Genomic DNA, 20,846 nt, shown 5'->3' on the forward strand with positions numbered 1-20,846 from the left:
TCATGGGTGAGTCCACCAGACCACTGCCGCCCCTGATTCCCCTTTCCAATGGGGGGTGGGAAGTCAACTCTTTCCTGTCTTCCGCGGAGTACACGATTCGGGGGATGGGGCTGATGCCTCCGAACAAGATCGTCCCAGTCATCGTCGTGCCTGGAATCATGGGCAGTAACCTCCGGGCAAAACGCCAACCTCGACTCGGCCGAATCGACGACGAGAGGAACAAGAAGGTCGGCCCGGGGGAGCCTGCATGGCGCCCGCCTAACGGGGCGCGTGAGGGATACCGTGCCTCCAAGGATTGGGACAATTTCTCGCCAAGAGACCGTCAACTCCTGTTAGATCGCGCAACACTCGAAGTGGACGACAATGGTCCGGTGCGCTTGCCCGAACCAGATGACGGCTATGTGTTAACAGAGCGAGAGCTTCGTGAACGTGGGTGGGGAGAAGTCCATGCAGATTCTTACGGAGCGCTCCTGTACTCGCTTCAAACCCGATTGAACCAGACCTTCGGTTTCGACGAGCAAATGCGTACGCGTTTCGTCAGGCCGCAGTGGAAGGAAGTCATGAATTACGATCCACGGCGATGGGGTCTGCGAGAATTTGCACGATTAACAGAGGGCCAGCTGGAGAAGCATGCTCAGTATTACTTTCCTGTGTACGCGGTGGGATATTGCTGGTTAGACGATTGCAACACATCCTCGGAGTTACTCGAAAAACGCATCCTTGCGATCATTGACTCGTGGACGAAGAGAAAGAGGCAATGCAGCAAGGTCATCCTCGTTACGCACTCGATGGGCGGACTCGTGGCCAGAGCATGCGCGAAGCGCATTCCGGACAAGATCGCCGGGGTAATCCATGGCGCAATGCCCGCGCTTGGGGCGCCGGTCGCGTATCGCCGCATCGCTTGCGGCACCGAAGCACTTAGCCCGGGAAGTTATCCTCTCGAGAACTTCGTCATGTCCAGGATCGCCATGACCCTCGGAACAAGCACCGAGAAGACGACACCTGTGCTGGCAACCTCGCCTGGCGCACTCGAGATGTTGCCGAATCACCTTTATCCCGGTCCATGGCTACACGTCCGCGTCGTAAAATTTGTGGGTGCGAACCGAGGCGACCAAGTTGGTAGCGGCGACCCTTCCCGGCCGCAAACTGCGTCTTACGACGCACTGCATTTTCCAAACGCGAAACTACAGAATCCCTACGATCTGTACCGGGACACGAAGTCTTGGTTTCGTTTGATAAATCCATCCATCGCAGACCCAGCAGACAAATATATCGGAAAGCAAGGTGGCATTGAAATCGCTATCAAACAAGCAATCAACGCGGCAGAACATTTTCATCGTAGCCTTGGGGACTACTACCACCCCAATACCTACGCATTTTACGGTAACGACAAGTCGGAACTATCGTTTGGACAGGTGCGATGGATTGCATTTCAGAAGGGTGGACATACCACTGCGCTTACGCCAGCGAATCTCGCTGCAGCACGCTATCTGGGGCAGTCAACTACCGGACAGCGACGTGTGATGGTGGAGGAAAGCACCGAGCTCCGATTTGCCCCTGAAGTTCAGGACACTAGCGGAGATGGAACTGTTCCGCATCAATCAGGCGCAGGACCGACCGGGAAAGCGAAGCAGGTCTTTGCAACGGAAGGCTACGTTCACCAGGAGGCGTACAACAATAGCGACATGCTCATGCTAACACTCCGTTTGATTACGAAGATTGTCCAGGAGATCTCGTGAAGCGTTGGCTGCCGACCCGGCTGGCAATCATGCTGGCCGGGATTCTTTGCGCGGGATTGGCGGCTACCTGGGCGGTGGGTGAGGTGCTGGACAAGCATGAGACTGTCCGTCGCGATAAATACGAGGTAGCACGCATGACTCAACAAATGAAGACTGAGTGCGTCGGCAGATTTCTCATCGACATGCCGGAAGAAGCGCAGGTCGAATTCGGCCAGGCCCGGATCGATGGAATCAATATTGCGACATTCGACGAGACGCTTGATGAGTTCCATAAACGTCTTGCTGAGCGTGAAAGCCAGATTCAGGCCATGCCGGACCGGCTTGGCGGTGACAAAAATCTTGAACTGGCAAGCGCAGTAAAGACGACCAGTGGTCTTGAGGGCAAGATATTCGTGCATAGCCGTACCATTACCGAAGGTACACAAGGGAACGGGTTGGAAGTCGAGCGCTATCGCTACGAGGGTGTGACCGTCGAGGCGCTCGTACACGGAAACGGCGTCAGCATCGACCTGTCGTCCGCGGGACGTGCTCTCGAATGGATTGAAGACATACCTGCCTTGGTCGACAAACTTGTGGCCAATCCCGGCAACAGCATTCCCTCCGAACCGGGTTTTTGTATTGATCGCGCCTACATCCGCGATCCTCTCACCGCAGATCAGCGTGAGGCCATCATGATGTTCGCCCGGTTGCCGAGTCATCCTGATATTGACTTCAAGCTGATTCTCGGGGCAGGCCTGAAGCCTGACGAGCAGGGGCTGCTTGAACGAAGTAATGAAGCCTTGGCTCAACGTTCACTGGCAGAAAGGATGCGGATTACGCAATTACGCGCCGCTCCCCGGGAGATCGCTGGTATTTCCGGGGATGAGCTGGTGGAACTGATTGTTGAGGAGAATGACGCGAACGTCCACAGCTTCTGGTGGGAGGTAAATGGCACCCGGGACAACGTACTTGTACCTCACCTCGTTTTTAAGATGAGTACCGGTAACAGTACCGACGGTCCTGTCCAATCTTCACTTTCGGACGGTGCAGCAATGCGGCTATGGGACACCATCACCTCGCGTATTCGCTTGCGCCCGCTTCAACCCCAGGTCGGTGGACAGCGCGATGCCTCGCCGATACCGATCGGTACCTATGTGTCAGCAGGCGAGCGTTGTCCACAAAGTGGCTGGTGGTTATGTGGCGATGGAGGCAACGGAGTCGGAGTCCTCGGCGGGCAGCGGCAATATGTCAGGGAAGGCGAAACCATGCCACAAGCGCTGCTTCTCCCGCCGCGAACCATATGGGACCGGGTGCGGGGCCTGCAGCCAAGCTTTGAGTCGGCAAACAAGACGCCCTGGAAGCTGGTCGATAAACGGGCGAGAAAAAGGGAGCAGCCGGAATTGCCGTTGGTCCCGCCTACCGTACCTGCGGATTCGCATACAGCCGCAAATGGCTCAGGTGCGCTTCCTGAACGAGTAGTGCCATTAGGGACATTTGCAGTCACTGGCTTCCCGTGCCCGGCAAGCGGGTGGTGGCGCTGTGAGGAATCGCACGCGCTGGACGGGACGCGGTGGTTTGCAAAGGGGGCGTTGCTTCCTCCAGCGACGTTTGCCGTGCCTCCGGGCGTGTTCGGGCGTTCCGCGAACGCGCCAAAGTCAATTCAACGTCGTGGCGAGTGGCGTTTGGTGAGGCTTGCCGATGCGCCGGTTCGAATCGGCTCGACAGGGAAGGCGGACCCAGATTCCTTATCGTAGCCCGCACGTGGGAGCTAGCCGGACACCCCACGGCGTCCTCTGCCCGACATATTTCCAATCCTATTGGGGAACTGACCTCCATGCAGGGTCCAATACAATATGTGCGAATCACACTGTACTCGGCCTTGGTCGGGATCGTCGTCGTCCTTGTTATCCTCTGCTTCGCAGGCGGAGTGATACACGTGCGTGAAGTGCACGGTCAGGACAAGCGCGACATCTCCTTTCTGACCAATGCCTTAAAGCCTCAACTATCCTTCAGAATGAGCACCGGGAATGGACCCAGCGGCCCTGTTTCAAGTTCGTTCTCGAAGAAGGCCGCGTTCGCTCTCTGGGACGCCATGTGTGCAAGCTTGAGGCTCCAGCCAACCTTGCTTAAGCCTAACGTCAAGCAAACTCGCGGCATACATGACAGGTGAAATGCGAGACGAGCGCCGACTCCATGCATGCTCCTTTGGTTGGACGGCATGCGTTGCCTGATCCTTGCATTCCTGACCGGCGTCTGCTGGATGCAGACGCGAAGCGAGCTGCCATCATTGGCCGACATCCTCTGTTTGATGGCGGCCGCGGTGCTGCTCGCAGTACTGCGCCGTCATGCTGCCTTACTGCTGGCTGCTGCCCTGTTTGGAGCCTCCTGGGCCTCCGCCTCGGCCCACATGGCGCTGGCAGACGCTCTTCCCCACCAAAAGGAGGGCGTGGACGTCGCCATCACCGGCACCGTGGACAGCCTTCCTCATGCATTCGAGGGTGGCACGCGCTTCAACTTCCGGGTCGAACGGTTTTTCCCCCACAATGCGGCCGTTCCCAACCGGATTGCTCTATCGTGGTACGGACGGCAGGAAGCGCCGGTCGCCAGCACGCTGCCCGAACCCGGCGAACGCTGGCAACTCGTCGTCCGGCTGCAGCGCCCCCACGGCAACGCCAACCCCCACGGTTTCGATTACGAAGCCTGGCTGCTCGCGCAGGGCATCCGCGCCACCGGCTACGTGCGTCCGGCCGGCGCGCGCAACGTGCGCCTCGACACCTTCGTCCCACGCCCCAGCCACGTGGTCGAACGCGCCCGTTCAGCGCTGCGCCGCCATATTCTCCAGCAGCTCGACGGCAAACCCTATGCCGGCGTCATCGTGGCCCTGGTGATCGGCGACCAGCGCGGCATCGAGCAGTCCGACTGGGACGTCTTCAACCGCACCGGCATCAGCCACCTGGTCTCGATCTCGGGCCTGCACGTCACGATGGTGGCGGGCCTGGGCGCCTGGCTCATGTCGGCCCTGTGGCGGCGCTCCTTCTTCCTGGAGGGCGCCGCGCTGCCGCTGCTCCTGCCTGCGCAGAAGGCGGCGGCGATCACGGGCGCCGTGGTCGCCATGCTCTACGTGCTGCTGGCCGGATTCGGCGTGCCGGCCCAGCGTACCTTCTACATGCTGGCTGTGGTCGCGCTGGCGCTATGCAGCGGCCGGATCGTCACGCTGTCGCAGGTGCTCTGCCTCGCCCTCGGCGTGGTGGTGCTGCTCGACCCCTGGGCGGTGCTGGCGCCCGGCTTCTGGCTCTCCTTCGGGGCGGTGGCCGTGATCCTGTACGCAAACATGGGCCGGGTGCGCAGCGAGCGGGGTTGGCGACGCTCCCTCGCCATGGCGGCGCGCACGCAGTACGCCGTCACCGTCGGCCTGGTGCCGCTGACCATGTTCCTGTTCTCCCAGGTGTCGCTGGTCAGCCCGCTGGCGAACACGGTGGCCATCCCCGTCATCAGCCTGCTGGTCACGCCCCTTGCCCTGGTCGGCGCGCTGCTGCCCGCGCCGCTGGCGGGATGGGTGCTGGGGCTGGCGCATGGCGCCGTCGCGCTGCTGGCCGAGGGTCTGTCCTGGCTGTCCAGTGGTCCGCTGGCGATCTGGAACGCTCCCGCGCCGCAGGGCTGGATTTTCGCGCTGGCCGTGCTGGGCACCGCCTGGATGCTGGCGCCGCGCGGCTGGCCGCATCGCTGGGCAGGGCTGGCGGCGTGGCTGCCGATGCTGACCCAGCTCCCGAGCGCGCCCGATGACGGCGCCTTCACCGTGACCGCCTTCGACGTGGGGCAGGGCATGGCCTTGCTGGTCGAGACGCATCGCCACCGGCTCCTGTACGACGCCGGCCCCCAGTACGCGCCCGGCCAGGACGCCGCCGGGCGCATCCTGCTGCCTTACCTGCGTGGACGCGGGATCGGCCAGCTCGACGCGCTGCTCGTCTCGCACAGCGACCTCGATCATGCGGGTGGCGCGCAGACCCTGCTCAAGGGGAGCACGGTGGCGCAGGTCTACTCCTCGCTGCCGGCCGGCCATCCTGTCGTCGGGAGCGCAGCGACGCACACGCGCTGCGAAGCGGGCCAGGGCTGGACCTGGGACGGCGTGCGCTTCGAGATGCTCGGCCCCACGCCGGACAGCTACCTGGATGCGGGGCTGAAGGCGAATGCGCGCAGCTGCGTGCTGCGCGTGAGCGGGAAGGGCGGCGCGATCCTGCTGGCGGCCGACATCGAGGCGGCGCAGGAGGCGCAGCTCCTGCAAAGCGCGCCGGAGCGGCTGCGCGCCGACGTGCTGCTCGCGCCCCACCACGGCAGCGGCACGTCGTCGACGGCCGCCTTCCTGGGCGCCGTCCAGCCGGCGGTCAGCATCTTCCAGGTTGGCCATCGCAATCGCTATCGCCACCCGAAAAAAGAGATCTACGCGCGCTACGGCGAACTGGGCGTGCACCGCATCCGCACCGACAGGTCCGGGGCGGTCACGCTCGGCTTCGGCGACACACTCACGATCACCGAGTACCGGGCGCAGCGCCGGCGTTACTGGTACGCGCCCTAAGCCGGCCGCTTACCTTGGAGGGGCAGGGTGATGGTCACCCGCAGGCCGCCGCCGTCGCGGTTGGCGGCGTGGATGGCGCCCCCGTGGGCCAGCACCACGCGCTGCGCAATCGGCAGGCCCAGGCCATGGCCGTCGACGGTGGCCTGCGCGGCCTGGGCGCGGAAGAAGGGATCGAAGATTGCCGCCATGTCGCTGGGCGCGATGCCGGGGCCGCGGTCCAGCACCTCGATCCTGGCCTGGGTCCCTTCGTCGTGCAGCAGAACCTCCACGATGCCGCCGGCGCCGCCATGGCGGATCGCATTGCGCACCACGTTCTCGAGCGCGCTCCACAGCAGGTCGGGGTCGCCCTGGACGACGATGGCGCCGGGCGCCTCGACGCTGAGCCGTGGCGCGCCCGGGCCGGCCTCGAAGCGCGCATCGGCCACGATCTCGTCGGCGAGCTCGGTGAGGTCGATCTGTTCGCGGCGGGTGAAGTCGGGCGGCGCTTCCAGGCGCGACAGGGTCAGGAGGCCGCCGACCAGCTTGTCCATGCGCACGCTTTCGCGCTCGATGCGGTCGAGCGAGGAGGCGATTTTCTCGGGCTGCTGGTGAGCCAGGCCGACCGCCGCCTGCAGCCGCGCCAGCGGCGAGCGCAGCTCGTGCGAGACGTCGTGCAGCAGGCGGCGCTGGCCGTCCATCAGGGCGCGCAGCTGGGCGCTCATGCGGTCGAAATCGCGTCCCAGGTCGCTCAGCTCGTCGCCGGCGCGGGCGCCGCCCGCGAAGCGGGGCGCCAGGTCGCCGCTCGAGGCGGCCTCGAAGGCGCTGCGCAGGGCGCGGATCGGACGCGAGAAGTACCAGGCCAGCAGGGCGGCGAACAGCAGGCTTGCCAGCGTGGCGGCGACGATGCCGGCGATCTGGCCGATGCGGCGGTTGAAGCCGGGGCCGCCGGGTCCGGGCGGCGGCCCGCCAGGGGTCTCCATGCGCGGCGGCGCGCCGCGGTAGACGCGCTGCACGAAGGCGAGGTAGCGCTCGCCGTCGGGGCCGGTGATGCGGCGGATGCCGCGCGGGGCTTCGCCGCCGGCGAGTTGGCGGTCGACTTCGGCCAGCAGTTCGGGCGGGACGGTGCGTCCCAGCAGTTCGTGGCGCCTGGTGTCGAGCACGAAGACCTGGGGCCGCTGCATCTCGCCGAGCATGCCACGCAGGGCCGCCAGGCCGCCGTGCTTCAGGGTGGCGCCGGCGGCGTCGAGGGCGACCCAGGCGGGCGGGCCGGTATCGAGTTCGGCGGCGCGGCGGCTGGCCTGGTCGCGCAGCCAGAAGGCGCCGATCACGCCGATGGTCGCGGCCAGCTGGGCCAGCAGGATGCACAGGAAGAACTTCCAGAACAGGCGACCCATGCTAGTCCCGGATCAGCTGGTAGCCCTGGCGATAGATCGTCTGCAGGCAGGAGCGGCCGTCCGCCAGGGGACCGAGCTTGTGGCGCAGGCTGCTCAGATGCACGTCGATGTTGCGGTCGAAGCGGGCCAGCGGCCGGCCCAGGCCCTGTTCCGACAGCTCGTTCTTGCTCACCGGCCGCCCCGCATTGCGCGCCAGGACTTCGAGCAGGTTGAATTCGGTGCTGGTCAGCTCGACCGGTGTGCCGTCCCAGGTGACGCGGCGCTGTTCCGGATACATGGCGAGCTTGCCGACCGTGAGCACGGTGCCGTTGTCGGGCGCCGCCTGCGTGCGGCGCAGGATGGCGCGCACGCGCGCGGTCAGCTCGCGCGGGGTGCAGGGCTTGGCGACGTAGTCGTCGGCGCCCAGCTCCAGGCCGAGGATGCGGTCGGCGTCGTCGCCGCGCGCGGTCAGCATCAGCACCGGTATGCGGCTGCCGGCGCGGATCAGGCGCAGGGCGTCGATGCCGTTCGTCCCGGGCATCATGACGTCGAGGATGGCGATCGCATACTCGCCGCTCAGCGCGGCGCGCGCGCCGTCCTGGCCGTTGTGGACGCAGGTGACGGCGAAGCCCTCCTGCGCGAGGTATTCGGCAAACATAGTGACGAGCTCGACGTCGTCATCGATCAGCAGTACGTGGTTCATGGGAAGCAGGATAGCAAAACGGCCGCATCAGATTGTTGTAGATGGGTAAGATTTACCCGGTTTTACACCGGATTTACAGCGTTTAACGCAGCGTAAAACCACAATGCGTGCTCCGAAATACCCGAAGGACACGACCATGAAAGCACTTCTTCCCCGCCTCGCCGCCATCCTCGGCGGCGCCTGCCTGGCCGGCGCCCTGCACGCCTCGGCGGCGTTCGCCCAGTCCATGCCGCCCGAGCTGGAGCGGCCAGATGCGCGCGGCGGCCCCGACCGCGGGCCCGACCACGGACCGCGCAACCCCGGCCGCGGCGCGCATCCGCTCCTGGAGGGCATCGACCTGAGCGAAGCCCAGCGGGACCGCCTGTTCGCCATCATGCATGAAGCCGCACCGAAGCGGCGCGAGCACGACAAGGCGCAGCGCAAGGCCTTCGAGGCGCTGCGGGCGGCGTCTGGCGCGGACAGGTTCGACGACGCCAGGGCCGCTGCGGCAGCCCAGGCGTTCGGGGCGGCCGTCGCCGCCGAAGCGCTGCTGCGCGTGCGCACCGACGCACAGGTGATGGCCATGCTCACGCCGCAGCAGCGCGAGCAGCTGCGTAGCGAGCGCCCGGCGCGCGGACCGCGTCAATAAGGAGCCCGCCATGTCACACCATCACACCACCCTGGCCGACGACCTGGCCACGATGTTGAACAGCGCGGCGAGCCGCCGCCAATCCCTGCGCTGGCTGCTGGCAGGCGCCGCGGCGATTCCGCTTGCAGGCTGCGGTGGAGGAGAGGGAGAATCCGCCAGCACCGCGTCCTCCTCGACGGGTAGCGGCGGCACCGGCAGCACCGGCACCACCACGGCTGCAGCCTGCTCGGTCATCCCCGAGGAGACCGGCGGCCCGTATCCCGGCGACGGCACCAACCGCAACAGCAATGGCGTGGCCAATGCGCTGGTCCTGTCCGGCATCGTGCGTAGCGACATCCGCGCCAGCGTGGCCGGCGCCACGGGTGTTGCCCAGGGCATTCCGCTGACGATCCGCCTGCAGCTCGTGAACGTCGGTGCGAACTGCGCGGCGGCCGCCGGCGCGGCGGTCTACCTGTGGCACTGTACCCGCGAGGGCGGCTACTCGATGTACTCGAACGGCATCGTCAACGAGAACTACCTGCGCGGGGTGCAGGAAGCGGACAGCCAGGGCGTGGTCACCTTCCAGACCATCTTCCCGGGCTGCTACGACGGCCGCATGCCGCACGTGCATTTCGAGGTGTACCCGACGCTCGCGAAGGCCGGCAGCGCGTCCAACCGCGTCAAGACCTCGCAGTTCACCTTCCCCCTGACGACGATGAACGAAGCCTATGGGAGCAGCGGCTACGCCACCAGCGTGAGCAACCTGGCGCGCATCAGCTTCGCCACCGACAATGTGTTCAGCGACGGCACGGCCCTGCAGATGGCGAGCGTAACAGGCAATGCCACGCAGGGCTACGTGGCGACCCTCACTGTAGGCGTTTCCCTCTAAACCCCGTTCGCGCCCAGGCTTCTTTCATTACAATGGAAAACCGTTGTCAAAGAAGCTTGAAGCGCGATGAGCAAACCTCTGCTGCATTTCTCCCACGGGAACAGCTACCCGGCCGGCACCTACAGCCGGCTGTTCCAGGCCCTCGGTACGCATTACGAGGTGCGCGCCCACGATATGTACGGCCACGATCCGCGCTTTCCCGTGGGCGATGGCTGGCACGGCCTGGTCGAGGAACTGATCCATCACCTCGAGCAGTACGACCAGCCGCCGATCCTGGTCGGCCACTCGCTGGGCGGCATGCTGAGCATGATGGCGGCCAAGCAGCGTCCGGACCTGGCGCGCGCCGTCGTGATGCTCGACTCTCCCGTGGTGGCGGGCTGGCGCGCCTTCGCCTGGCGTTTGGTGAAGGCGCGCGGCCTCGGCTCGCGCTTCTCGCCCGCGAAGTTCTCCGAACGCCGCCGCAACGTGTGGCCGGACAGGGCAAGCGCCTACCAGCACTTCATCTCGAAACCGATGTTCCAGGCCTGGGCGCCGGGCGCGCTCGACGATTACCTCGACCATGGACTGACGCCTCATCCGGAAGGCGTGCAGCTGCGTTTCGACCGCGCCGTCGAAACGCAGATCTACAACACGCTGCCGCACCACATGGGCGCCATCATCCGCGAACCCTACCCGCTGCCGATCGGCTTCATCGCCGGCACGACCTCGGAAGAGCTGCGCCAGGCCGGCCTGGACGCGACCCGCAGGCTGGTGGGCGAAAACCTCGTCATGATCGAGGGCGGACACCTGTATCCGCTCGAAAAGCCGGAAGCCACCGCGAAGCTCACCCACGACATGATTCAAAAGCTGCTGCCATCGAAGGTGCCGGAGGCCGTCATTTAGCGTAAAATCGCGGGATTGATTTCTTGGAATTTCGACAATGGCTATCAAGAGCGACAAATGGATCCGCCGCATGGCGGAACAAACCGGCATGATCGAACCCTTCGAACCGCGCCAGGTGCGCGAGTCCGACGGTCGCAAGATCATCTCCTTCGGCACCTCCTCGTACGGCTACGACATCCGCTGCGCCGACGAATTCAAGGTGTTCACGAACATCAACAGCACCATCGTCGACCCGAAGAATTTCGATTCCAATTCCTTCGTCGACGTGAAGAGCGACGTGTGCATCATCCCGCCGAATTCCTTCGCGCTGGCCCGCACCATCGAGTACTTCCGCATCCCGCGCAACGTGCTGACCGTCTGCCTCGGCAAGTCGACCTATGCGCGCTGCGGCATCATCGTCAACGTCACGCCCTTCGAGCCGGAATGGGAAGGCTACGTGACCCTGGAGTTCTCGAACACCACGCCGCTGCCCGCGAAGATCTATGCCGGCGAAGGCTGCGCCCAGGTGCTGTTCTTCGAATCCGACGAAGTCTGCGAGACCTCGTACAAGGACCGTGGCGGCAAGTACCAGGGCCAGCACGGCGTCACCCTGCCGAAAACCTGATACGATTTTTGGCAGTACCCGCCTAAAAGTGAATCATGTCCGCATGCTGCAGCGGCGGCTGCTCGTCCGATAAGCCGCCCGTCGATCCTGCCTACCGGCGCATCCTGTGGATCGCGCTGTGGGTCAACTTTCTCATGTTCGGCGTCGAGATCGTCGGCGGCTGGGCATCCGGTTCGGTGTCGCTGCTGGCGGACGCCGTCGACTTCCTCGGCGACGCCGCCAACTACGGCATCTCCCTGTTCGTGCTCGGCCTGGCGCCCATCTGGCGTTCGCGCACCGCCCTCGTCAAGGGCGCGACCATGGGCGGCTACGGCGTCTTCGTGCTCGCGAGCGCCCTCTGGCACCTGCACAGCGGCACCGTGCCGCAAGCGCAGACGATGGGCTGGATCGGCTTCGCCGCGCTGGCTGCCAACTGCCTGGTCGCCGCGCTGCTGTTCGCCTATCGGAACGGCGACGCGAACATGCGCTCGGTGTGGCTCTGCACCCGCAACGATGCCATCGGCAACGTCGCCGTGATGCTGGCCGCGCTGGGGGTATTCCAGACGGGCAGCGGCCTGCCCGACCTGCTGGTGGCAACGGTCATGGGCCTGCTCGGCCTGTCGGCGGCGCGCACCGTCATTCTCCAGGCGCGCGGCGAGATGTGCGCCACGGCGACGGTCACGATGGAGCTCAAGCGCCGCTGAGGTGGCCCAGCTTGTCGGGGTTGCGGGTGACGTAGATCGCCACGATCCTGCCGCCGTCGATCTCCAGCGCCATCGCCTGGGGCAGGGCGTCGTTCTCCATCGTGATCCGGCCCGGCAGGCCGCCGATGCGCGTCTCGCGCAGGACCTCGACCGTGTTCCATCCCGCTTTCTCGACCAGGGCGCCCAGCAGGCGCGCCACCTTGTCCAGTCCGTAGATCGGATTGACGGTCGCATTGCGCTTGCCGCCGCCGTCGCCGTAGAACACCACATTGTCCGCCAGGAGCTGCTTGAGCTGTCCCAGGTCGCCGTTGCGGGTGGCGGCGAAGAAGGCGCCGGCGATGCGGTCCTGCTCCTCGCGCGAGACGGGAAAGCGCGGGCGCGCATCCTGCACATGGCTGCGCGCACGGCTGGCCAGCTGGCGCGCCGCCGCGCTCTCGCGGCCGATGGCTTGGCCTACCTCATTGAAATCGAGCTCGAACACGTCGTGCAGCAGGAAGGCGGCGCGTTCCAAAGGCGACAGGCGCTCCATGGCCAGCATCAGGGGCAGGGTGATGTCGTCCGACTCGTCCTCGGGGTCGACGAAGGGCTCGGGCAGCCAGGGGCCGATATAGGTCTCGCGCTTGACCCGGCTGGACTTCAGCACGTCCAGGCACAGGCGCGTGACGGTGCGCACCAGCCAGGCCTCGGGTTCGACGACCGGCTCGCGGTCGCGATCCTGTGCAAGCTGATGCCAGCGCAGCCACGCGTCCTGCACGACGTCCTCGGCTTCGGCGACGGAGCCGAGCATGCGGTAGGCGATGCGCTGCAGGCGCGGGCGGCGGATGGTGAAGAAGGCGGTGGGGTCCATGGCGCGATAGCTTAGCGCATCGGACCGCAAGCGACAAAAAAAGAGGGCCCCGGAAGGGGCCCTCGTTCGGGAGAGGCGCGGCTTACGCGTCCTGCTTCACGCAGTCGACGAAGTAGCCGCGCTTGCCATCGACTTCACGCTTGACCAGCCCGTGCACGTCGGTCTCGAAGCCCGGGAAGCGCTCGTTGAAGTCGCGTGCGAAGCGCAGGTAGTCGACGATGGTCTTGTTGAAGCGCTCGCCCGGGATCAGGAGCGGAATGCCCGGCGGGTAAGGCGTCAGCAGGATCGCGGTGATGCGGCCTTCCAGCTCGTCGATCGCCACGCGCTCGATCTGGCGGTGCGCCATCTTCGCAAACGCATCCGACGGCTTCATGGCCGGGACCATGTCCGACAGGTACATCTCGGTGGTCAGGCGCGCCACGTCGTACTGCTTGTAGAAGCCGTGGATCTCGGTGCACAGGTCGCGCAGGCCGCGGTTCTCGTAGCGCGGGTTGGCCGCGGCGAACTGCGGCATCACGCGCCACATCTGGGCGTTGCGGTCGTAGTCGTCCTTGAACTGCTGCAGCGCCGTCACCAGGGTGTTCCAGCGGCCCTTGGTGATACCGATCGTGAACATGATGAAGAAGGAGTACAGGCCGCACTTCTCGATGATCACGCCGTGCTCGGCCAGGTACTTGGTCACGATCGATGCCGGGATGCCGGTCTCGCCAAACTGGCCGTCGAGCGACAGGCCCGGGGTCACGATGGTCGACTTGATCGGATCGAGCATGTTGAAGCCCGGGGCCAGCTTGCCGAAGCCGTGCCAGTCGTCCTCGGCGTGGATCATCCAGTCCTCCTGGCCGCCGATGCCTTCCTCGGAAGCGACGTCCGGGCCCCAGACCTTGAACCACCAGTCGTCGCCGTACTCGGCGTCGACCTTCTTCATGGCGCGGCGGAAGTCGAGCGCTTCCAGGATCGATTCCTCGACCAGGGCGGTGCCGCCCGGCGCTTCCATCATGGCCGCGGCGACGTCGCAGGAAGCGATGATCGAGTATTGGGGCGAGGTCGAGGTGTGCATCAGGTAGGCCTCGTTGAAGGCGTCCTGGTCCAGCTTGACGGTCTCCGATTCGCGCACCAGCACCTGCGAAGCCTGCGACAGGCCGGCCAGCAGCTTGTGCGTCGACTGGGTCGAGAAGATCATCGACTGCTTGGCGCGCGGACGGCCTTCGCCGATCGCGTGCATGTTCTTGTAGAAGCTGTGGAAGGCGGCGTGCGGCAGCCAGGCTTCGTCGAAGTGCAGGGTGTCGATCTTCCCGTCCAGCATTTCGCGCAGGGTCTCGACGTTGTACACCACGCCGTCGTAGGTCGACTGGGTGATGGTGAGGATGCGCGGCTTCTTGTTCACGGCATCGCGCGCGAACGGGTTCGCCTCGATCTTGCGGGCGATCGACTCAGGGGTGAATTCTTCCAGCGGGATCGGGCCGATGATGCCGAGGTTGTTCCGGGTCGGCATCAGGAACACGGGGATCGCGCCGCACATGATGATCGAGTGCAGGATAGACTTGTGGCAGTTACGGTCGACGACCACGATGTCGCCAGGGGCGACCGTGCTGTGCCAGACCATCTTGTTCGAGGTCGAGGTGCCGTTGGTGACGAAGTAGCAGTGGTCGGCGCTGTAGATGCGCGCGGCATTGCGCTCGGATTTGGCGACCGGGCCGGTGTGGTCCAGCAGCTGGCCCAGTTCCTCGACCGCGTTGCAGACGTCGGCGCGCAGCATGTTCTCGCCAAAGAACTGGTGGAACATCTGGCCGACCGGCGACTTCAGAAAGGCGACGCCACCCGAGTGGCCCGGGCAGTGCCAGGAGTAGGAGCCGTCGTAGGCGTAGTTGACCAGCGCGCGGAAGAAGGGCGGCGCGAGCGAATCCAGGTAAGCCTTGGCTTCACGGATGATGTGGCGCGCGACGAATTCCGGCGTGTCCTCGAACATGTGGATGAAGCCGTGCAGCTCCTTCAGGATGTCGTTCGGAATGTGGCGGCTGGTGCGGGTCTCGCCGTAGATGTAGATCGGGATGTCCGCGTTCTTGTGGCGGATCTCCTGCACGAAGGCGCGCAGGCGGCTCAGGGCGAAATCGGTTTCCTCATGCGAGCCGCCGCCGAATTCCTCGTCGTCGATCGACAGCACGAAAGCGGAAGCGCGCGACTGCTGCTGGGCGAACTGGGACAGGTCGCCGTAACTGGTCAGGCCGACGACTTCCATCCCTTCCTGTTCCATGGCGGCCGCGAGTGCGCGGATGCCGAGCCCGGAGGTGTTCTCGGAACGGAAGTCCTCGTCGATGATGATGATGGGGAAACGAAATTTCATGGACAGCTCCAAAGCGAAGCGCCGTGGAAGCGGTCGGTCCGGTTCGGACCATCCGCGCGCCACGGCACCGGGAAAAAGAGGAAACGGATTTTCGCAGAAATTACGCGCGCCGGTGCAATTTTTTTTACAAGCTCTTCGATAAGAGTAAGCACTTCAGCCGCGCAGGGGCGCACACCTGGGTGCACCCCTATTTGCCGAGGCGCCGCCCGACCCGGCGGAAGGCCTCGGTGAGCAGCGCCGCGCCGAGCGCGGCCGCCAGTGGGCCGGCCGTGAAGGGCAGCGGATCGGCCTGGAGCGCGGCGAAGATGGCCAGCGTCACGCCGAAGGCAGCCACGGCACTGGTCAGCACGAGCAGCCAGGTGCGGCGCGACAGCAGCGAGATCGCCGCCAGCGAGATCGCGACCTGCTGGGCCACCGAGGCGGCCGACCACTGGCGGTGGCGGTGCAGTTCCTTCTCCGACAGGCTGTTCCACTCGCGCGAGGCGGCCTCGAAGCGTTCCGCTTCCTTGCGGATGTTTTCCTTCTCGACGCCGTTGCGGCGGATCTGCTCGCGGTAGTAGGCCTGGTCCACGCCCGGCAGGCTTGCCGCCAGTTCGGCCAGGTTCTGGCGGCTGGACTTGGCCTGGTAGTGGGCCCAGGCATTGGCCGCGCTGGTCTTGTCGATCGCCGCATTGCTCTTGTAGAGGGCGGCATTGTTGTGCGAGGCGCTGCCGATGAAACCGAACATGGTGCCCAGCGTGGCGAGGATGGCGATCAGGACCGCCACCTTGCCTGCGAAGCCGTCGCCGCCCCGGGTGCCGGGTGCACGTACCGGATGGTCCGCCATGCTAGCCGCGCTCCCTGCGTTCGTAGGTCACGAAGGCGTAGCCGACGCCGTCGCCCTCCGCGGCATGGGGCTCGCGCGCGGTTTCCACCCACATGGCCGGGTCGATCGGCGGGAAGAAGGTATCGCAGCGGAACACGTGGTCGATCTCGGTAACGATCATGCGCGTCGCCACGTCCATCGCCTCCGTGAAGACCTGGGCGCCGCCGATGATGCTGGCCGGTTCGCCCTGCAGGAGTGCGACGGCGGCCTGGAGCGAACCCGCCACCTCGACCCCCGGGGCGGTCCAGTCCGGGTTGCGGGTGATCACGATGTTGCGGCGGCCCGGCAGGGGGCGGCCGATCGAATCGAAGGTCTTGCGGCCCATCACGATGGGCTTGCCCAGGGTGACGCGTTTGAAGTGGGCGAGGTCGGCCGGCAGGTGCCAGGGCAGCTGGTTGTCGACGCCGATGCCGCGCTGGGCGTCGATCGCCACCACAAGGGTCAGGTCAGTGGGCAACGTTGTCACGGAATGCGCCTTGTAAATATTGGGTTCGAATGTTGTCGCTTTGGAAGCGCGATGTCAAGGCCGGTCGCGCCGATCAGACGGCGACCGGCGCCTTGATGCCCGGATGCGGGTCGTAGCCCTCGACCTCGAAATCCTCGAAGCGGTAATCGAACAGCGAGTCGGGCTTCCTCTTGATGACGAGGCGCGGCAGTTCCCTGGTCTCGCGCGAGAGCTGCAGGTCGACCTGCTCCAGATGGTTGCTGTACAGGTGGCAGTCGCCGCCGGTCCAGATGAACTCGCCCACTTCCAGGCCCGCCTGCTGCGCCATCATGTGGGTCAGGATCGCGTAGGACGCGATATTGAAGGGCACGCCCAGGAAGATGTCGGCGCTGCGCTGGTAGAGCTGGCAGGAGAGCTTGCCGTCGGCCACGTAGAACTGGAAGAAGGCATGGCAGGGCGGCAGCTTCATGTTCGGCACGTCGGCCACGTTCCAGGCCGAGACAATCATGCGGCGCGAATCCGGCGTGTTGCGGATCTGGTCCAGCACCTGGCTGATCTGGTCGATGTGGCCGCCATTCGGGGCTGGCCAGCTGCGCCACTGGTAGCCGTAGATCGGCCCCAGGTTGCCGTTTTCGTCGGCCCATTCGTCCCAGATGGTGACGCCGTTTTCCTTCAGGTAGGCGATGTTCGTCGAGCCCTGCAGGAACCAGATCAGTTCGTGGATGATCGACTTCAGGTGGACTTTCTTCGTCGTCAGCAGCGGGAAACCCTGCTGCAGGTCGAAGCGCATCTGGTAGCCGAAGACCGACAGGGTGCCGGTGCCGGTGCGGTCGGTCTTGACCGCGCCATGCTCTTTCACATGGCGCATGAACTCGAGGTATTGGCGCATGGGGGATGACAAATAAGTACAGCCTCACATTGTAACTGAGACCGCCGCAGGAGGTGCGGGCCGGCTGGCCATCGATCTTCGCCGGGGAGACTGCATGGACGACCGGCAGTGTATCGCGGCGCCGGCGCACCAGAAACTACCTGGTTCTCACTGCCGCAACAGGGCATCGGCGAAGAGGGCGAGTGACGTGCGCAGCCGCTCGTCCGGCATGGCGAGCAGGTTGTCGCCTACGTACAGTTCGAAGGAGCTGGTATCCGGCAGCACGCCGCTTGCAATGCGGTTGAACATCCAGATGCCGTGCTGTTCGGCGAGCTCGCGCCGGATCTCCAGCGCCCGCTCGGGCGACACCGGCAGGTGCAGGTGCAGCATGTTCGCCTGCGGGGCTGCGGGATTGCGCTTGATCCCGGGATGCGCAGCCAACGCCTCGTACAGGAAATGCGTGCGGCGCAGGTAGTCCGGCATCGCCGCCAGGCGCTCGTCGAACTGCATGGCCGCCGCCACGACATAGGGAGAACGGTGGATCACATTGCCGCCCTGGCGCCGGAACCACTCCGCCGCGCGCTCCACGAACTCGCGCGTGCCCGCCAGCATGGCGCCGCCCAGGCCGCCCACGCCCTTGTACAGCGAGACGTAGGCCGAATCAAAGCCGGCCGCCACCTCATGCAGCGGCCTGCCGTAGCCGCATGCGGCTTCCCACAGCCGCGCGCCGTCCATGTGCAGGTGGGCGCCGCGCCCGCGCACGTGGGCCTTGATGGCTTCCAGTTCTTCCCAGTCCGACAACTGGCCGCCGATCTCGCGCAGCGGCAGTTCCATGCCGACGGCGCCCAGCCGGTCGGGAATCGCGGCCAGGTCGGCCACCTGCCAGGGACGATGACGGTCGCCCGCCTGCAGGGCCTTGAAGTGGCCGAGCAGCTGGTAGTTCGAGCGTTCGTGGACGAAGATGTGGGAGGTCGGGTGCAGGGCCACCAGGTCGCGGCCGCGGTCCCGGCAGGCCAGGCGCAGGGCGGTGACCTGGGCCATCGTGCCGCTGATGCAGAACACCGCCGCTTCGAAGCCGAGCAGGCGCGCGATCTTTGCTTCGAATTCCTGGATCAAGGAGCCGGCGCCGTAGACGTCGTGCTCGACGCCGTTCGACGCGCACCACGCCGCCATCGCCGCAAACATCTCGGCGGGCGTGCGGGCGCGGTGGCCGGGGAAGACGGTGTGGCAGCGGCGTTGCAGTTCTTGATCAAGCATGGCGGGCTCCTGGTGCAGCCCGCCACTCTACACCGAAGCGCTTGTTGGGTGGAAGGTCAGGCCGGGAGGGCCAGGCGGCGCGCCGGCGCCTGGAGCGCCTGGGTGTCGCTGTCGTCGATGCGGAACAGGCGCACGGCGCGCGCCAATTCGGCGGCCTGGTCCTGCAGGGCCTGGGCGGCGGCGCTGGCTTCTTCGACCAGGGCGGCGTTCTGCTGGGTCGCCTCGTCCATCTCGCCCACCGCGCGGTTGATGTGCTCGATGCCCGCGGTCTGCTCCTGGCCGGCGGCGGTGATCTCCGACATGATGTCGGTCACGCGCGCCACGCTGGCCAGCACCTCGTGCATGGTGGTGCCGGCTTCGGCCACCAGCTTGCTGCCGGCATCGACTTCGCCGTTCGAAGTGTCGATCAGGCCCTTGATTTCCTTGGCAGCAGCGGCGCAGCGCTGGGCCAGGTTGCGCACCTCGCCCGCGACCACGGCGAAGCCGCGGCCCTGTTCGCCGGCGCGCGCCGCTTCGACGGCCGCGTTCAGCGCGAGGATGTTGGTCTGGAAGGCGATGCCATCGATGACGCTGGTGATGTCGGAGATCTTGCGCGAGGACTGGGTGATCGCGTCCATGCGTTCGATCACCTGGGCCACGGTGGCGCCGCCCTTTTCGGCGACGCTGGAGGCATTCATGGCCAGCTGGTTGGCCTGGCGCGCATTGTCGCTGTTCTGGCGCACGGTGGCGGTGAGCTGGTCCATCGAGGAGGCGGTGCCGGCCAGGCTGACGGCCTGTTCTTCGGTGCGCTGGCACAGGTCGAGGTTGCCCGCCGAGATCTCCGACGAAGCGTGGGCGATCTGCTCGGCGCCTTCGCGCACCTTGCCGACCACGCTCGAGAGCTTGGCGCCGACCGTGTTGACGGCCTCCGTCAGGAGCCCGATCTCGTCGCGGCGGATGCTGTCCATGCGGGCGGTCAGGTCGCCCTCGGCGATGCGGCGGGCGACGTCGCGCACTTCGGCCAGCGGGCGCGAGACGGTGGCGCGCACCAGCATGTACAGGACGGCTGCCAGCAGTGCCAGCGCGGCCAGGCCGAAGCTGATGAAACGGTTGCGCAGCTGGGTTGCGGCGGCGGTGATCTCGTCGCGGTAGGTGCCGCCGGCGATGATCCAGTTCCAGTCCTTGATATGGCTGTAGGCGACGAACTTCTGGCGCGGCGAGGCTTCGCCCGGGTTCTGCCAGTCGTAGACGATGCTGCCTTCCTTCTTCTCGAGGATCTCCTTGATGAAGAAGCGGCCGTCGGCGTCCTTCGAATCGAGCAGGTTGGTGCCTTCCTTGGCCGGGTGGACGATCAGGTCGCCGTAGTGCTTGCCGGGCGCCGCATTCAGCACGTAGAAGTAGCCGGTGTCGCCGACCTTGATCGCACGGATGCGGTCCTTCAGCAGCTTCATGTCTTCGGTGATGTCGACGCCGACGTAGAGCACGGCCACGACCTTGCCCGAGGCGTCCTTGGCCGGCTCGTACTGGGTGATGTACTGCTTGCCGAACAGGGTGACCAGGCCGATGTAGGTGCGGCCATCGCGCAGCACGGCATAGGCCGGGCTGGCCCGGTCGAGCAGGGTGCCGATGGCGCGTTCGCCGTTTTCCTTCTTGACCGAGGTGGTCACGCGCACGAAGTCCTCGCCATCGACGGCGAAGATGGTGGCGTTGCCGCCGGTCTGGGCGGTAAAGGCGTCGGGGGTGCTGAAGTCGAGGTTCAGCGGCTTGCCATCGAGCTTGAGAGTGGGCGTGGTGCGGCCGGCGATGTCCACCGTGGTGGCCGGGTCGAGCTCGAAGGCGCCCGGCAGGGCGTTGCGGAAGATGTGGCCGAAGCTCTGCGCGGAGCTGCTGACGCTCTTGTTGAACATCTCGACAGTATTCGAGACGCTGCGGAGTTCGTTGGCGACGCTCGCGGTGGCGCGTTCTTCCAGCATGGCCGAGGTGCTCACCGTGATCATCGCGACCAGGGCAGCGATGACAGCGCCCATCAGGACGAAAGTGATGACGCTGATGCGCGTGCCGACGTTCCAGTTGACAGGAAGGAAAGTGTGTTTCGAGGACATGGGGGAGATCCGGTGGGATGAGTGACTCGAATCTTAAGTCCGCGCTTTCCATGGCGCAACAATTACGCGTGTTTACTCCTATCTTTCGCGGCGCTTACACAACAATCGTGACGCAAAGTCAAGCAGAACTT

At 65.5% G+C, this 20,846-nt stretch carries 18 protein-coding genes; 9 read left to right on the forward strand and 9 right to left on the reverse strand.

Going from position 1 to position 20,846, the window contains the following annotated elements:
• Window positions 1–2: 2 nt before the first annotated feature.
• The 4 genes from ACQ7JA_RS15735 to ACQ7JA_RS15750 all read left to right on the forward strand — a co-directional run bounded on the left by ACQ7JA_RS15735 (window position 3) and on the right by ACQ7JA_RS15750 (window position 6,291).
• The gene (locus ACQ7JA_RS15735) at window positions 3–1,739 is read left to right on the forward strand and encodes an esterase/lipase family protein (RefSeq protein WP_430899335.1); all 1,737 of its coding nucleotides are present in this window, start codon (window positions 3–5) and stop codon (window positions 1,737–1,739) included.
• Window positions 1,736–3,472 carry a T6SS immunity protein Tli4 family protein gene (locus ACQ7JA_RS15740; RefSeq protein WP_430899337.1) on the forward strand — a complete coding sequence of 579 codons (1,737 nt, stop codon included), beginning with the start codon at window positions 1,736–1,738 and terminating at the stop codon, window positions 3,470–3,472. The genes ACQ7JA_RS15735 and ACQ7JA_RS15740 overlap by 4 nt, the downstream gene beginning before the upstream one ends.
• A gap of 80 nt (window positions 3,473–3,552) precedes the next feature.
• Window positions 3,553–3,888 (forward strand): T6SS immunity protein Tli4 family protein, encoded by a 336-nt coding sequence (locus tag ACQ7JA_RS15745; protein WP_430899339.1) that lies wholly within the window; start codon window positions 3,553–3,555, stop codon window positions 3,886–3,888.
• A 48-nt stretch (window positions 3,889–3,936) separates the two neighbouring features.
• Window positions 3,937–6,291 (forward strand): DNA internalization-related competence protein ComEC/Rec2, encoded by a 2,355-nt coding sequence (locus ACQ7JA_RS15750; protein WP_430899434.1) that lies wholly within the window; start codon window positions 3,937–3,939, stop codon window positions 6,289–6,291.
• Here the strand turns inward: ACQ7JA_RS15750 and ACQ7JA_RS15755 are convergent.
• Together ACQ7JA_RS15755 and ACQ7JA_RS15760 are read right to left on the reverse strand one after the other, a co-directional pair.
• On the reverse strand, window positions 6,288–7,664 hold the full coding sequence (locus ACQ7JA_RS15755; protein WP_430899341.1) for an ATP-binding protein: 1,377 nt from the start codon (window positions 7,662–7,664) through the stop codon (window positions 6,288–6,290). The genes ACQ7JA_RS15750 and ACQ7JA_RS15755 overlap by 4 nt on opposite strands.
• A 1-nt stretch (window position 7,665) precedes the next feature.
• Window positions 7,666–8,346, reverse strand: coding sequence for a response regulator transcription factor (locus ACQ7JA_RS15760; protein ID WP_430899343.1), 681 nt, complete (start codon window positions 8,344–8,346; stop codon window positions 7,666–7,668).
• A gap of 136 nt (window positions 8,347–8,482) precedes the next feature.
• On the opposite strand from ACQ7JA_RS15760, the gene ACQ7JA_RS15765 reads away from it, so the two are divergent.
• The 5 genes from ACQ7JA_RS15765 (at window position 8,483) to ACQ7JA_RS15785 (ending at window position 12,011) form a co-directional block, all read left to right on the forward strand.
• Window positions 8,483–8,974 carry a Spy/CpxP family protein refolding chaperone gene (locus ACQ7JA_RS15765; protein WP_430899345.1) on the forward strand — a complete coding sequence of 164 codons (492 nt, stop codon included), beginning with the start codon at window positions 8,483–8,485 and terminating at the stop codon, window positions 8,972–8,974.
• 10 nt (window positions 8,975–8,984) lie between these two features.
• Window positions 8,985–9,842, forward strand: coding sequence for an intradiol ring-cleavage dioxygenase (locus ACQ7JA_RS15770; protein ID WP_430899347.1), 858 nt, complete (start codon window positions 8,985–8,987; stop codon window positions 9,840–9,842).
• Window positions 9,843–9,908: 66 nt separating this feature from the next.
• Window positions 9,909–10,724, forward strand: a complete 816-nt coding sequence (locus tag ACQ7JA_RS15775; protein WP_430899349.1) for an alpha/beta fold hydrolase — start codon at window positions 9,909–9,911, stop codon at window positions 10,722–10,724.
• A gap of 37 nt (window positions 10,725–10,761) precedes the next feature.
• Window positions 10,762–11,328: a dCTP deaminase gene (gene dcd / locus ACQ7JA_RS15780; RefSeq protein ID WP_258830132.1), complete on the forward strand. Its 567-nt coding sequence runs from the start codon at window positions 10,762–10,764 to the stop codon at window positions 11,326–11,328.
• Between the two features lie 35 nt (window positions 11,329–11,363).
• Complete coding sequence (locus ACQ7JA_RS15785; RefSeq protein WP_430899351.1) at window positions 11,364–12,011, forward strand: cation transporter; 648 nt, start codon at window positions 11,364–11,366, stop codon at window positions 12,009–12,011.
• Here ACQ7JA_RS15785 and ACQ7JA_RS15790 read toward each other — a convergent pair.
• The 7 genes from ACQ7JA_RS15790 to ACQ7JA_RS15820 form a co-directional block, all read right to left on the reverse strand.
• Window positions 11,998–12,858: a sigma-70 family RNA polymerase sigma factor gene (locus ACQ7JA_RS15790; RefSeq protein WP_430899353.1), complete on the reverse strand. Its 861-nt coding sequence runs from the start codon at window positions 12,856–12,858 to the stop codon at window positions 11,998–12,000. The two genes, ACQ7JA_RS15785 and ACQ7JA_RS15790, sit on opposite strands and share 14 nt — an antisense overlap.
• 82 nt (window positions 12,859–12,940) lie before the next feature.
• Entirely contained in the window at window positions 12,941–15,199 is a 2,259-nt protein-coding gene (locus ACQ7JA_RS15795; protein ID WP_430899355.1) for an Orn/Lys/Arg decarboxylase N-terminal domain-containing protein, read from the reverse strand.
• Between the two features lie 187 nt (window positions 15,200–15,386).
• Window positions 15,387–16,025: a DUF4337 domain-containing protein gene (locus tag ACQ7JA_RS15800; RefSeq protein ID WP_430899357.1), complete on the reverse strand. Its 639-nt coding sequence runs from the start codon at window positions 16,023–16,025 to the stop codon at window positions 15,387–15,389.
• A 1-nt stretch (window position 16,026) separates the two neighbouring features.
• A complete protein-coding gene (locus ACQ7JA_RS15805; protein WP_430899359.1) occupies window positions 16,027–16,530 on the reverse strand; it encodes a dihydrofolate reductase in 504 nt (167 codons plus the stop codon).
• Window positions 16,531–16,603: 73 nt separating this feature from the next.
• The gene (thyA, locus tag ACQ7JA_RS15810) at window positions 16,604–17,398 is read right to left on the reverse strand and encodes a thymidylate synthase (RefSeq protein ID WP_430899361.1); all 795 of its coding nucleotides are present in this window, start codon (window positions 17,396–17,398) and stop codon (window positions 16,604–16,606) included.
• Window positions 17,399–17,545: 147 nt separating this feature from the next.
• Window positions 17,546–18,634 (reverse strand): threonine aldolase family protein, encoded by a 1,089-nt coding sequence (locus ACQ7JA_RS15815; RefSeq protein ID WP_430899363.1) that lies wholly within the window; start codon window positions 18,632–18,634, stop codon window positions 17,546–17,548.
• A 56-nt stretch (window positions 18,635–18,690) separates the two neighbouring features.
• A complete protein-coding gene (locus ACQ7JA_RS15820; protein WP_430899365.1) occupies window positions 18,691–20,715 on the reverse strand; it encodes a methyl-accepting chemotaxis protein in 2,025 nt (674 codons plus the stop codon).
• Window positions 20,716–20,846 lie beyond the last annotated feature (131 nt).

Source organism: Massilia sp. BKSP1R2A-1 (assembly GCF_050586525.1).
Taxonomy (GTDB): domain Bacteria; phylum Pseudomonadota; class Gammaproteobacteria; order Burkholderiales; family Burkholderiaceae_D; genus Telluria.

Coding starts and splice junctions, on each gene's coding strand:
- thyA (WP_430899361.1), bottom strand. CDS start 17,398: ATGCGCCAATACCTCGAGTTCATGCGCCATGTGAAAGAGCATGGCGCG.
- ACQ7JA_RS15815 (WP_430899363.1), bottom strand. CDS start 18,634: ATGCTTGATCAAGAACTGCAACGCCGCTGCCACACCGTCTTCCCCGGC.
- ACQ7JA_RS15820 (WP_430899365.1), bottom strand. CDS start 20,715: ATGTCCTCGAAACACACTTTCCTTCCTGTCAACTGGAACGTCGGCACG.
- ACQ7JA_RS15800 (WP_430899357.1), bottom strand. CDS start 16,025: ATGGCGGACCATCCGGTACGTGCACCCGGCACCCGGGGCGGCGACGGC.
- dcd (WP_258830132.1), top strand. CDS start 10,762: ATGGCTATCAAGAGCGACAAATGGATCCGCCGCATGGCGGAACAAACC.
- ACQ7JA_RS15775 (WP_430899349.1), top strand. CDS start 9,909: ATGAGCAAACCTCTGCTGCATTTCTCCCACGGGAACAGCTACCCGGCC.
- ACQ7JA_RS15750 (WP_430899434.1), top strand. CDS start 3,937: ATGCGTTGCCTGATCCTTGCATTCCTGACCGGCGTCTGCTGGATGCAG.
- ACQ7JA_RS15790 (WP_430899353.1), bottom strand. CDS start 12,858: ATGGACCCCACCGCCTTCTTCACCATCCGCCGCCCGCGCCTGCAGCGC.
- ACQ7JA_RS15795 (WP_430899355.1), bottom strand. CDS start 15,199: ATGAAATTTCGTTTCCCCATCATCATCATCGACGAGGACTTCCGTTCC.
- ACQ7JA_RS15760 (WP_430899343.1), bottom strand. CDS start 8,346: ATGAACCACGTACTGCTGATCGATGACGACGTCGAGCTCGTCACTATG.
- ACQ7JA_RS15765 (WP_430899345.1), top strand. CDS start 8,483: ATGAAAGCACTTCTTCCCCGCCTCGCCGCCATCCTCGGCGGCGCCTGC.
- ACQ7JA_RS15735 (WP_430899335.1), top strand. CDS start 3: ATGGGTGAGTCCACCAGACCACTGCCGCCCCTGATTCCCCTTTCCAAT.
- ACQ7JA_RS15785 (WP_430899351.1), top strand. CDS start 11,364: ATGTCCGCATGCTGCAGCGGCGGCTGCTCGTCCGATAAGCCGCCCGTC.
- ACQ7JA_RS15755 (WP_430899341.1), bottom strand. CDS start 7,664: ATGGGTCGCCTGTTCTGGAAGTTCTTCCTGTGCATCCTGCTGGCCCAG.
- ACQ7JA_RS15770 (WP_430899347.1), top strand. CDS start 8,985: ATGTCACACCATCACACCACCCTGGCCGACGACCTGGCCACGATGTTG.
- ACQ7JA_RS15745 (WP_430899339.1), top strand. CDS start 3,553: ATGCAGGGTCCAATACAATATGTGCGAATCACACTGTACTCGGCCTTG.